Origin of the sequence: Streptococcus tangpeifui (assembly GCF_044503215.1) — a bacterium.
GTDB lineage: Bacteria > Bacillota > Bacilli > Lactobacillales > Streptococcaceae > Streptococcus > Streptococcus tangpeifui.
Map to the genome: position 1 here is coordinate 177,417 of NZ_CP172427.1, position 13,059 is coordinate 190,475.

4 protein-coding genes, 2 tRNA genes and 3 rRNA genes are annotated in these 13,059 nt (G+C 44.7%); all 9 read left to right on the plus strand.

Going from position 1 to position 13,059, the window contains the following annotated elements; genetic code table 11:
* Positions 1 to 12 precede the first annotated feature (12 nt).
* Positions 13 to 1,035 carry a ketol-acid reductoisomerase gene (gene ilvC / locus ACFSN5_RS00985; RefSeq protein WP_004228024.1) on the plus strand — a complete coding sequence of 341 codons (1,023 nt, stop codon included), beginning with the start codon at positions 13 to 15 and terminating at the stop codon, positions 1,033 to 1,035.
* Between the two features lie 144 nt (positions 1,036 to 1,179).
* Positions 1,180 to 3,681 carry a leucine--tRNA ligase gene (leuS, locus tag ACFSN5_RS00990; protein ID WP_165329437.1) on the plus strand — a complete coding sequence of 834 codons (2,502 nt, stop codon included), beginning with the start codon at positions 1,180 to 1,182 and terminating at the stop codon, positions 3,679 to 3,681.
* Positions 3,682 to 4,118: 437 nt separating this feature from the next.
* Positions 4,119 to 5,666 (plus strand): 16S ribosomal RNA (locus tag ACFSN5_RS00995).
* A 202-nt stretch (positions 5,667 to 5,868) separates the two neighbouring features.
* Positions 5,869 to 5,941 (plus strand) — tRNA-Ala (locus ACFSN5_RS01000).
* A 278-nt stretch (positions 5,942 to 6,219) separates the two neighbouring features.
* Positions 6,220 to 9,118 (plus strand): 23S ribosomal RNA (locus ACFSN5_RS01005).
* A 190-nt stretch (positions 9,119 to 9,308) separates the two neighbouring features.
* A 5S ribosomal RNA gene (gene rrf, locus ACFSN5_RS01010) occupies positions 9,309 to 9,424 on the plus strand.
* The 16S, 23S and 5S rRNA genes sit together here with 2 tRNA genes alongside, the layout of an rRNA operon.
* A 9-nt stretch (positions 9,425 to 9,433) precedes the next feature.
* Positions 9,434 to 9,507: transfer RNA gene (locus ACFSN5_RS01015), tRNA-Asn, on the plus strand.
* Positions 9,508 to 9,758: 251 nt separating this feature from the next.
* Positions 9,759 to 10,955: a quaternary amine ABC transporter ATP-binding protein gene (locus tag ACFSN5_RS01020; RefSeq protein ID WP_165211808.1), complete on the plus strand. Its 1,197-nt coding sequence runs from the start codon at positions 9,759 to 9,761 to the stop codon at positions 10,953 to 10,955.
* Positions 10,956 to 12,692 (plus strand): ABC transporter permease/substrate binding protein, encoded by a 1,737-nt coding sequence (locus ACFSN5_RS01025; RefSeq protein ID WP_206221357.1) that lies wholly within the window; start codon positions 10,956 to 10,958, stop codon positions 12,690 to 12,692. It abuts the gene before it with no gap.
* The last annotated feature ends 367 nt before the right edge of the window (positions 12,693 to 13,059 follow it).

The following is a 13,059-nucleotide window of genomic DNA, read 5'->3' on the forward strand; positions in this document are numbered from 1 at the left end:
GAGAACTTTATTATGGCAGTAGAAATGGAATACGAAAAAGATGTAACAGTTGACGCCCTTGCGGGAAAGAAAATTGCTGTTGTGGGTTATGGTTCACAAGGTCATGCTCATGCTCAAAACCTGCGTGATTCAGGTTATGATGTCATCATTGGTGTGCGTCATGGTAAGTCGTTTGATAAAGCTAAGGAAGACGGCTTTGATGTTTATGAGGTTGGAGAAGCAACTAAACTAGCTGATATCATCATGGTTTTGGCACCGGATGAAATTCAAAAAGATATCTATGCTAAGGAAATTGCACCGAATTTGTCTTCTGGCAATGCTCTTGGTTTTGCCCATGGTTTCAATATTCACTTCGGTTATATTAAGGCGCCAGAAGATGTTGATGTCTTTATGGTTGCTCCTAAGGGGCCAGGGCACTTGGTTCGCCGCACATATACAGAAGGTTTTGGTGTTCCATCTCTCTATGCTGTTTATCAAAATCCAACCGGTCATGCACAAGAAATCGCTATGTCATGGGCTAAGGGGCTTGGTTCTGCTCGTGTTGGACTCTTGACTACCAGCTTCAAGGAAGAAACTGAAGAAGATCTCTTTGGCGAACAAACTGTTCTGATGGGTGGTTTGACTCATTTGATTGAGGCTGGTTTTGAAGTTTTAACTGAAGCGGGCTATGCGCCTCAATTAGCTTACTTTGAAGTCCTTCATGAAATGAAATTGATTGTTGATCTCATTTATGAAGGTGGTTTCAAGAAGATGCGTCAATCATGTTCAAATACTGCCGAATTTGGTGACTTTGTAACTGGTCCACGTGTCATTGGACCAGAAGTTAAGGAAAACATGAAGGCAGCCCTTAAAGATATCCAATCTGGCAAATTTGCAAAAGAATTTGTTGAAGATCACGATGCAGGTTTCCCGCGCTTGAAAGCTTATCGTGAAGAAGCTGAAAATCTTGAAATCGAAAAAATTGGGGCAGAATTGCGTAAGGCTATGCCATTTGTCAACCAAAATGATGACGATGCTTTCAAGATTTATGAATGATTTAATCCTGTTAGCAGATAGAGAAGGCGATAGCCTTCTTTTTTCTTGAAGAGGTTGAGCTAGCGTAGAGGGCGAAACTGGCCTTTAAAAATATACTGAAAATGTTATAATAAACGGGACTATATTAAGATGGAGAGATACTCTATGACTTTCTACAATCACAAAGAAATTGAACACAAATGGCAGAAATATTGGGCTGAGCATGAGACTTTTAAGACAGGGACCGATAGCTCCAAACCTAACTTTTATGCCTTAGATATGTTTCCTTATCCTTCAGGAGCTGGTCTGCACGTTGGCCACCCAGAAGGTTATACGGCGACAGATATCCTCAGTCGTTATAAGCGTGCTCAAGGTTACAATGTCCTTCACCCAATGGGTTGGGATGCTTTTGGTCTTCCAGCCGAGCAATACGCTATGGATACAGGGAATGACCCAGCCGATTTTACGGCAGAAAATATCGCTAATTTCAAGCGTCAAATCAACAGCTTGGGCTTTTCTTATGATTGGGACCGCGAAATCAATACAACCGATCCTGATTATTACAAGTGGACCCAATGGATTTTTACTAAGCTATATGAAAATGGTTTAGCCTATGAAGCAGAGGTCCCTGTTAACTGGGTTGAGGAATTGGGTACAGCTATCGCTAATGAAGAAGTTCTTCCTGACGGCACATCTGAGCGTGGTGGTTATCCTGTTGTCCGCAAACCCATGAAACAATGGATGTTGAAAATTACTGCTTATGCGGAGCGTCTTCTGCAGGATTTAGACGAGCTCGATTGGCCAGAATCCATCAAAGAAATGCAACGCAATTGGATTGGTAAATCAGTCGGAGCTCATGTTGACTTTCAGGTGGCTGGAACGGATAAGAGCTTTACAGTCTTTACTACTCGTCCTGATACCCTTTTTGGCGCTACCTATGCAGTGATGGCGCCAGAGCATGAGCTGGTTGATGTCATCACTAGCCCAGAACAGGCTCAGGCAGTTGCTGATTATAAGCATGAAGCCAGCCTCAAGTCCGATCTAGCTCGGACTGATCTCAATAAGGATAAGACGGGAGTCTGGACTGGTGCCTATGCCATTAACCCTGTCAATGGTCGTCACATTCCAATCTGGATTTCAGATTACGTCTTAGCTAGTTATGGAACAGGAGCCATTATGGCTGTTCCAGCTCATGATATGCGTGACTGGGAATTCGCGAAGAAATTCGGTCTGGATATTATTCCTGTTCTTCAGGGTGGGGATGTTGAAAAAGAGGCTTGGACAGAAGATGGGCCACACATTAATTCTGACTTTCTTGATGGTTTAAATAAGGAAGAAGCGATTGATAAAATTATCGAGTTTTTAGAAGAAAAGGGATTTGGTAAGAGGCAGATCAATTATCGTCTGCGAGACTGGCTCTTTAGCCGTCAACGTTACTGGGGTGAACCCATTCCAATTATCCATTGGGAGGATGGTACTTCCAGTGCGGTACCAGAAGACCGGCTACCATTGGTGTTGCCTGTCACCAAGAACATTAAACCTTCGGGAACTGGAGAGTCGCCGCTGGCAAATTTGACTGATTGGCTAGAAGTGGTTCGCGAAGATGGTGTCAAGGGCCGCCGTGAAACCAATACCATGCCACAATGGGCGGGGTCAAGCTGGTATTATTTGCGATATATCGATCCGCACAATAATGAAAAAATAGCTGATGAAGACTTGCTTAAGACATGGTTGCCAGTTGATATTTATATTGGCGGGGCTGAGCATGCTGTACTTCACTTGCTATACGCCCGTTTTTGGCATAAAGTCCTCTACGACCTAGGTATTGTTCCAACCAAGGAGCCTTTCCAGAAACTCTTTAATCAAGGAATGATTTTGGGGACTAGCTATCGTGATAGTCGCGGGGCTCTTGTCGCAACAGACAAGGTTGAAAAGCGCGATGGCAGTTTCTTCAATATTGAAACTGGTGAAGAATTGGAGCAGGCACCAGCTAAGATGTCTAAATCCCTCAAGAACGTTGTTAATCCGGATGATGTCGTGGAACAGTATGGCGCAGATACCTTACGTGTTTATGAAATGTTCATGGGGCCGCTTGATGCCTCGATTGCTTGGTCAGAAGAAGGTCTTGAAGGATCTCGTAAGTTCCTCGACCGTGTTTATCGTCTCTTAACCACAAAAGATATTATAGCTGAAAATGATGGTAAGCTTGATAAGGTTTACAATGAAACTGTTAAGGCAGTAACTGAACAGATTGAAGCCATGAAATTTAATACAGCTATTGCTCAGCTCATGGTCTTTGTTAATACAGCTAATAAGGAAGGGACACTCTTTATTGATTATGCTCGAGGATTCGTTCAATTATTGGCACCGTTTGCTCCGCATATTGCTGAGGAGTTGTGGCAAAATTTGACTAGCTCAGGAGATTCTATTTCTTACGTGACTTGGCCAACTTGGGATGAATCGAAACTTGTTGAAGACGAGGTTGAAATTGTCGTGCAGATTAAGGGTAAGGTTAGAGCCAAGATGATGATCCCTAAAGACCTTCCGCGAGAAGATCTGCAGGCACTAGCTTTAGCCGATGATAAGATCAGGGCTGAAGTTGAGGGAAAAGATATCTTGAAAGTCATCACAGTCCCCAATAAACTTGTCAATATTGTAGTTAAATAAATTTAAAACAGATTCCTTTGGGATCTGTTTTTGTGTTTTCCAATGAACTTTAAAGTCGGTTTTAAGAAACTATTAGCTAGCCATATAAAATTTAAGAAATCCTGTGCCAAGTAGCTTTAAGCCCTGTGTCCAATTAACAGTTCATGTCAACAGGCTCTCATTCTTAGCTAAATTCCACTCCAAAATCACTACTCGAGCTATTTGCGAGTTTTCGCGAGAGACTCGCAAGCATTATGAATGGGAATAAAAATAAAAAAATTAATCTAAAGGTATTGACAAAGGAGGAGGTGTTTGCTAGAATAAGGGAGCTGTCCTCGAGAGAGGGGCAAGACCTTTGAGAACTGAATAGAGACGAACCAAGACGTGCGGGTTACGAGAGTAACCTGTCAAAGGACAATAAGTCAGCGATGACACAAGTGAGTTAAGCGCTCAAACTATTAGATGAGAGTTTGATCCTGGCTCAGGACGAACGCTGGCGGCGTGCCTAATACATGCAAGTAGAACGCTGAGTACTGGAGCTTGCTCTAGTACGAGGAGTTGCGAACGGGTGAGTAACGCGTAGGTAACCTGCCTGTTAGCGGGGGATAACTATTGGAAACGATAGCTAATACCGCATAATAGTGACTAACTCATGTTAGTGATTTGAAAGGTGCAAGAGCACCACTAACAGATGGACCTGCGTTGTATTAGCTAGTAGGTGAGGTAAGGGCTCACCTAGGCGACGATACATAGCCGACCTGAGAGGGTGAACGGCCACACTGGGACTGAGACACGGCCCAGACTCCTACGGGAGGCAGCAGTAGGGAATCTTCGGCAATGGGGGGAACCCTGACCGAGCAACGCCGCGTGAGTGAAGAAGGTTTTCGGATCGTAAAGCTCTGTTGTAAGAGAAGAACGATGTGTAGAGTGGAAAGTTACACAAGTGACGGTATCTTACCAGAAAGGGACGGCTAACTACGTGCCAGCAGCCGCGGTAATACGTAGGTCCCGAGCGTTGTCCGGATTTATTGGGCGTAAAGCGAGCGCAGGCGGTTTAGTAAGTCTGAAGTTAAAGGCAGTGGCTCAACCATTGTTTGCTTTGGAAACTGTTGAACTTGAGTGCAGAAGGGGAGAGTGGAATTCCATGTGTAGCGGTGAAATGCGTAGATATATGGAGGAACACCGGTGGCGAAAGCGGCTCTCTGGTCTGTAACTGACGCTGAGGCTCGAAAGCGTGGGTAGCGAACAGGATTAGATACCCTGGTAGTCCACGCCGTAAACGCTGAGTGCTAGGTGTTAGGCCCTTTCCGGGGCTTAGTGCCGGAGCTAACGCATTAAGCACTCCGCCTGGGGAGTACGACCGCAAGGTTGAAACTCAAAGGAATTGACGGGGGCCCGCACAAGCGGTGGAGCATGTGGTTTAATTCGAAGCAACGCGAAGAACCTTACCAGGTCTTGACATCCCGATGCCATCCCTAGAGATAGGGAGTTACTTCGGTACATCGGTGACAGGTGGTGCATGGTTGTCGTCAGCTCGTGTCGTGAGATGTTGGGTTAAGTCCCGCAACGAGCGCAACCCTTATTGTTAGTTGCCATCATTAAGTTGGGCACTCTAGCGAGACTGCCGGTAATAAACCGGAGGAAGGTGGGGATGACGTCAAATCATCATGCCCCTTATGACCTGGGCTACACACGTGCTACAATGGTTGGTACAACGAGTCGCAAGCCGGTGACGGCAAGCTAATCTCTGAAAGCCAATCTCAGTTCGGATTGGAGGCTGCAACTCGCCTCCATGAAGTCGGAATCGCTAGTAATCGCGGATCAGCACGCCGCGGTGAATACGTTCCCGGGCCTTGTACACACCGCCCGTCACACCACGAGAGTTTGTAACACCCAAAGTCGGTGAGGTAACCTTCGGGAGCCAGCCGCCTAAGGTGGGACGGATGATTGGGGTGAAGTCGTAACAAGGTAGCCGTATCGGAAGGTGCGGCTGGATCACCTCCTTTCTAAGGAAAAACTAAGTAACGGAGGGCGTTTAAAAGCGACTTGATTTTAGGAAACCAAGGCAGTATGCTTGCATACAAGGTGGTTTATCTAAATCACAAGCTTTTAGCCCGAGTACAATTTAGCCGATAAGGTTAAAGGTACCCTTATTTAGCTACGGAAGCACGTTTTAGGGCGTCTCTATTTAGTTTTCAGAGGTTTTGTGGGGCCTTAGCTCAGCTGGGAGAGCGCCTGCTTTGCACGCAGGAGGTCAGCGGTTCGATCCCGCTAGGCTCCATAGGATACGAGAGATGATTCGCTTTAGCGAAAACTTGTATTCTAAGCTAAATAAGATATTGTTCAAGAAATTGAACACGACCTCATTTTTTAGGAAAAAAGATAAATCTCCTTGTGTGCAAGTCACACAGCGTTGATTTCCTATTTTTCTACAAAAATGCCCAACAAGTTGGGACGGTCTTAGTATCTTAGACTTGTCCATTGAAAATTGAATATCTATCAAATAGTAACAAGAAAATAAACCGAAACGCTGTAAATATTTAATGAGTTTTTTAATAAGGTTAAGTTAATAAGGGCGCACGGTGGATGCCTTGGCACTAGGAGCCGATGAAGGACGTGATTAACGACGAAATGCTTTGGGGAGCTGTAAGTAAGCTGAGATCCAGAGATATCCGAATGGGGGAACCCGGCAACTACAGGTTGTCATCCATATCTGTTAAGGATATGAGAAGGAAGACGCAGTGAACTGAAACATCTCAGTAGCTGCAGGAAGAGAAAGCAAGAGCGATTGCCTGAGTAGCGGCGAGCGAAAGGGCAGGAGGGCAAACCAGGATGTTTACATTCTGGGGTTGTAGGACTGTGAAGAGTGATCAAACGTCATAAAAGAACGACTTGGGAAAGTCGGCCAAAGAGAGTAAAAGCCTCGTATTTGAAATGATGGAAGACGCTAACAGGATCCTGAGTACGGCGAGACACGAGAAATCTCGTCGGAAACTGGGAGGCCCATCTCCCAACCCTAAATACTCCCTAGTGACCGATAGTGAACCAGTACCGTGAGGGAAAGGTGAAAAGCACCCCGGAAGGGGAGTGAAAGAGAACCTGAAACCGTGTGCTTACAAGAAGTTCGAGCCCGTTAATGGGTGAGAGCGTGCCTTTTGTAGAATGAACCGGCGAGTTACGTTATTGTGCGAGGTTAAGTTGAAGAGACGGAGCCGTAGGGAAACCGAGTCTGAAGAGGGCGGATAAGTACAATGACGTAGACCCGAAACCAGGTGACCTACCCATGAGCAGGGTGAAGGTGAGGTAAGACTCACTGGAGGCCCGAACCAGAGTACGTTGAAAAGTGCTTGGATGACTTGTGGGTAGCGGAGAAATTCCAAACGAACTTGGAGATAGCTGGTTCTCTCCGAAATAGCTTTAGGGCTAGCGTCGACAATAAGAATCTTGGAGGTAGAGCACTGTTTGGGTGAGGGGTCCATCCCGGATTACCAATCTCAGATAAACTCCGAATGCCAACGATTTATGGTCGGCAGTCAGACTGCGAGTGCTAAGATCCGTAGTCGAAAGGGAAACAGCCCAGACCACCAGCTAAGGTCCCCAAATAATTGTTAAGTGGAAAAGGATGTGGGGTTGCACAGACAACTAGGATGTTAGCTTAGAAGCAGCTATTCATTCAAAGAGTGCGTAATAGCTCACTAGTCGAGTGACCCTGCGCCGAAAATGTACCGGGGCTAAAACAATTTACCGAAGCTGTGGATCCTTTAGGGATGGTAGGAGAGCGTTCTATGTGTGGAGAAGGTATACCGTGAGGAGTGCTGGAGTGCATAGAAGTGAGAATGCCGGTATGAGTAGCGCAAGACAGGTGAGAATCCTGTCCACCGTAAGACTAAGGTTTCCAGGGGAAGGCTCGTCCGCCCTGGGTTAGTCGGGACCTAAGGAGAGACCGACAGGTGTATCCGATGGGCAACAGGTTGATAGTCCTGTACTAGAGTATAGAGTGAAGGAGGGACGCAGAAGGCTAACTCAACCAGACGACTGGAAGTGTCTGGCCAAGCAGTGAGGTGTGGACTGAGTCAAATGCTTAGTCCTGTAACATTGAGCTGTGATGGGGAGCGAAGTTTAGTAGCGAAGTGAGTGATGTCAGGCTGCCAAGAAAAGCTTCTAGCGTTAATGTATACTCTACCCGTACCGCAAACCGACACAGGTAGTCGAGGCGAGTAGCCTCAGGTGATCGAGCGAACTCTCGTTAAGGAACTCGGCAAAATGGCCCCGTAACTTCGGGAGAAGGGGCGCTCAGCTAGACTGAGCCGCAGTGAAAAGGCCCAAGCAACTGTTTATCAAAAACACAGCTCTCTGCGAAATCGAAAGATGAAGTATAGGGGGTGACGCCTGCCCGGTGCTGGAAGGTTAAGAGGAGGGTTTAGCGTTAAGCGAAGATCTGAATTGAAGCCCCAGTAAACGGCGGCCGTAACTATAACGGTCCTAAGGTAGCGAAATTCCTTGTCGGGTAAGTTCCGACCCGCACGAAAGGCGTAATGATTTGGGCACTGTCTCAACGAGAGACTCGGTGAAATTTTAGTACCTGTGAAGATGCAGGTTACCCGCGACAGGACGGAAAGACCCCATGGAGCTTTACTGCAGTTTGATATTGAGTATCTGTACCACATGTACAGGATAGGTAGGAGCCATAGAGATCGGGACGCTAGTTTCGAAGGAGGCGCTGTTGGGATACTACCCTTGTGTTATGGCTACTCTAACCCGCTAGGCTAAGCGTCTAGGGAGACAGTGTCTGACGGGCAGTTTGACTGGGGCGGTCGCCTCCTAAAAGGTAACGGAGGCGCCCAAAGGTTCCCTCAGATTGGTTGGAAATCAATCGCAGAGTGTAAAGGTATAAGGGAGCTTGACTGCGAGAGCGACAACTCGAGCAGGGACGAAAGTCGGGCTTAGTGATCCGGTGGTTCCGCATGGAAGGGCCATCGCTCAACGGATAAAAGCTACCCTGGGGATAACAGGCTTATCTCCCCCAAGAGTTCACATCGACGGGGAGGTTTGGCACCTCGATGTCGGCTCGTCGCATCCTGGGGCTGTAGTCGGTCCCAAGGGTTGGGCTGTTCGCCCATTAAAGCGGCACGCGAGCTGGGTTCAGAACGTCGTGAGACAGTTCGGTCCCTATCCGTCGCGGGCGAAGGAAATTTGAGAGGCTCTGCTCCTAGTACGAGAGGACCAGAGTGGACATACCGCTGGTGTACCAGTTGTTCTGCCAAGAGCATCGCTGGGTAGCTATGTATGGAAGGGATAAACGCTGAAAGCATCTAAGTGTGAAGCCTCCCTCAAGATGAGATTTCCCATGATTATATATCAGTAAGAGCCCTGAGAGAAGATCAGGTAGATAGGTTGGGAGTGGAAGTAGTGTAAGCTATGAAGCGGACCAATACTAATCGCTCGAGGACTTATCCTAAAGAAGGTATTGACAGCGCGAGGTAAGGCTTGATACAATAGATAGGTATTCAATTTTGAATTGGCAAAATAAGTAATGAGAACGTGAAGAAAAGCGTATGATTTTAGGAAATCACCGCAGAAGTCTAAGGACTTCAAGAGGATTTATCTAAATCACTAGCTTTTAAGTTCGAATACAATTCAATTCATAGTTAAGTGACGCTAGCCTAGGAGAGACACCTGTATCCATGCCGAACACAGCAGTTAAGCCCTAGCACGCCTGAAGTAATTGGGGGTTGCCCCCTGTGAGATAAGGGAGTCGCTTAGCGTATTATTATCCACCATAGCTCAGTTGGTAGTAGCGCATGACTGTTAATCATGATGTCGTAGGTTCGAGTCCTACTGGTGGAGTAGAGATGTGACTGGAGGGAGTTCTTAAGGGAACTCTTTTTTTATTTATTAGACTTGCTTGGACAGGTCCTGAGTGTTAGTGTTACCATCACTTGGTGGAGAGTTTTATCTTTGTTGGATATTGGTAACTAATTTGTAACTATTTTTAATTTAATAATAGCCATGATTTTGGTACAATAGTATAGATGCCTACTAATTAATAGATATTTAGAATATATAGATATTTTGTAAGAAGAAAGGATAAGGGATATATGGGAACGATTTTAAAAGTTAGCCATTTAACCAAAATCTTTGGGAAAAAGCAAAAAGCGGCTCTCCAGATGGTCAAAGAAGCAAAGAGTAAAACTGAAATTTTAGAGAAAACTGGCTGTACGGTTGGTGTTTATGATGCTAATTTTGAAGTTCAAGAGGGTGAAATCTTTGTAATTATGGGGCTTTCTGGAAGCGGAAAGTCTACTCTGATTCGCTTAATTAATCGCCTGATTGAACCTTCTTCTGGGGCCATCGAACTTAATGGTCAGAATGTTTCTGAAATGACTGCTAATGAACTGCGAGAGGTTCGCCGCCATTCGGTTAATATGGTTTTCCAGAATTTTGGTCTCTTTCCGCATAAAACCATTTTGGAAAATACTGAGTATGGTTTGGAATTGAGGGGAGTGCCCAAGGAAGAGCGGGAAAAAATGGCTGAACAAGCCTTGGAAAATTCAAATTTGTTGCCTTTTAAAGATCAGTATCCTGATCAATTATCCGGTGGGATGCAACAACGGGTTGGTTTAGCTAGAGCGCTTGCTAATAATCCTGATATTCTTTTGATGGATGAGGCCTTCTCTGCTTTGGATCCTTTGATTCGTAAAGAAATGCAGGATGAGCTCCTAGATTTGCAGGATCGTGTTCAAAAAACAATTATCTTTATTACCCACGATCTCAATGAAGCCTTGCGGATCGGCGATCGTATCGCCTTGATGAAAGATGGTCAAATCATGCAGATAGGTACAGGTGAAGAAATCTTGACTCAACCAGCTAATGATTTTGTCCGAGAATTCGTTGAGGATGTCGACCGCTCTAAGGTTCTGACGGCTCAAAATATTATGATTAAGCCAATTACGGCAAATGTTGATGTTGATGGACCCAATGTGGCTCTGAAGCGGATGGACGTGGAAGAAGTTTCCATGTTGGTAGCCACTAATCGGAAGCGTCAGCTCTTAGGGGTTATCTCGGCTGATGCAGCTTATGATGCTCGTAAGGCAGGTAAGAAACTGGCTGATGTTGTCGATCCTAATATTCGGACGGTGCCTCAGGATATGGTGCTGACAGATATCTTACCATTGATTTATGACTCGGCAGCTCCGATTGCTGTGTTAAATGAGAACAAGCGTCCTGTTGGCGTTATTATTAAGGGTCGTGTGATTGAGGCTCTTACTAAACAGGGTATTGAAGTAGAAGGGTAGGTGAGAAGTTTGAAAAGCTTATTATTAGCAGGAATTGGGAAATTACCTATTTCTAATTATATGGATTCTTTTGTTGACTGGCTGACTAAAACTTTTGCTGGGTTCTTCAATGTTCTAAAAATCATTGGTGATGCCCTTATGGGATTTATTTCCAATACATTGACTTTCATCAATCCTTGGATTTTAATGCTTCTCATCGTGGCCTTAGCTTATCTGATTTCTAAAAAATGGGGCTTTACGATTTTAACAGCTATCGGTTTGTTATATATTTACAATCAGGAACTCTGGGGAGATTTGATTAATACCTTTACCTTGGTACTCTTGTCTAGCTTGATCTCAATTTTAATTGGGATTCCACTGGGAATTTGGATGGCTAAGAATGAGACAGCCAAAAAGGTTATTAATCCAATTCTGGACTTTATGCAAACCATGCCAGCCTTCGTTTATTTGATTCCAGCGGTTGCTTTCTTTGGTATTGGTATGGTACCTGGGGTTTTTGCTTCAGTTATCTTCGCTTTACCACCAACGGTACGGATGACTAATCTTGGGATTCGAGAAATTCCTATCGAGTTGGTTGAAGCATCAGATGCTTTTGGTAGTACCAGTCGGCAAAAGCTCTTCGGAGTTGAACTGCCATTAGCCAAGAGTACGATTATGGCTGGGGTCAACCAAACCATCATGTTGGCTCTGTCTATGGTGGTGACGGCTTCCATGATTGGGGCTCCTGGCCTTGGTAATGGAGTCCTTTCAGCTCTGCAACACGCAGAAATTGGTAACGGATTTGTCAATGGTTTGGCTCTGGTAATCTTGGCCATCATTATTGATCGTTTTACCCAAAAATTAAATGCACCGGTTGGTCAAAAGCAAGCAAGCAAGCCCAAATGGCAGAAATGGATAGCTCCCGTCTTGGTCATAGCCTTTCTTGCTACGGGAATTGCACAAACAGTTGCTAGCCATATGGGTCCACATAAGGAAAAGGTTACCTTGGCTTATGTAGAGTGGGATTCGGAAGTGGCTTCGACTAATGTTTTAGCTGAAGTTCTCAAAGAAAAAGGCTATGATGTTGAAATCAAGCCTCTGGATAATGCCATTGCTTGGAAATCGGTTGCTGACGGTAGTGTTGATGCTTCTGTTTCAGCTTGGCTGCCGGTTACACATAAAGCACAGTACGAAAAATATAAGGGACAATTAGATGACTTGGGAGTTAATCTAAAAGGAACCAAACTAGGATTAGCTGTGCCAACCTATATGACTGATGTTAACAGTATCGAAGATCTATCTGATCAAGCCGATTCAACCATCACTGGTATTGAACCTGGAGCTGGTATCATGACAAGTGCTGAGAAAGCACAAAAAGAGTATTCCAACCTCTCCAATTGGAAGCTAAGTTCCTCTTCTACTGGCGCCATGATTACCAGTCTTCAACAGGCATTGAAGAATAAGGAAGATATTGTTATTACAGGTTGGAAACCTCACTGGATGTTTGCTAAGTATGATTTAAAATTTTTGGATGATCCAAAGGGTGTCTTTGGAAAATCTGAGAATATTCATACTATCGCTCGCAAAAACCTTAAAAAAGATAATGCAGGTGCTTACAAGATTATTGATAATTTCCATTGGACTTCTGCTGATATGGAATCTGTTATGCTAGATATTAGCAATGGAACATCGCCATCTAAAGCAGCACAAAAATGGGTTAAAAATAATAAGGATAAGGTAGCTGAGTGGTCTAAATAAGAGGAAAATCAACTTTTTGTATGATTGATTTTTAGTGAACCTATTAGTTAAATATTTAAGTGCTATTTAAGTAACTCTAGCTATACTATAGGTATCCTAAATAAACTTTTCTTTTTCATAATCTCCGGGGAGGGGTCCTGTTATAGCAGGGCTCTTCCTTTTTGGTTTTTAGGAATCAATTTTTAATGTGATGTCGTTGCAATAGGCAACGTATGTAAGTCTCAATTTAGTTTGTATAGGGTCAGGTGTTTTCATAATCTCTGGGAAGAGCCAGCAGTAACTAAATTCTTTTTTAGGCGAAAATACTAATTAGTGATTTATAGCCTCTTGTTCTTCTGTTTGGGCCTGCTTGTGTTTGCTTTCTGGT

Excerpts from the sequence above, each read along its gene's own strand:
- ilvC (WP_004228024.1), top strand. The coding sequence starts at position 13 with ATGGCAGTAGAAATGGAATACGAAAAAGATGTAACAGTTGACGCCCTT.
- leuS (WP_165329437.1), top strand. The coding sequence starts at position 1,180 with ATGACTTTCTACAATCACAAAGAAATTGAACACAAATGGCAGAAATAT.
- ACFSN5_RS01020 (WP_165211808.1), top strand. The coding sequence starts at position 9,759 with ATGGGAACGATTTTAAAAGTTAGCCATTTAACCAAAATCTTTGGGAAA.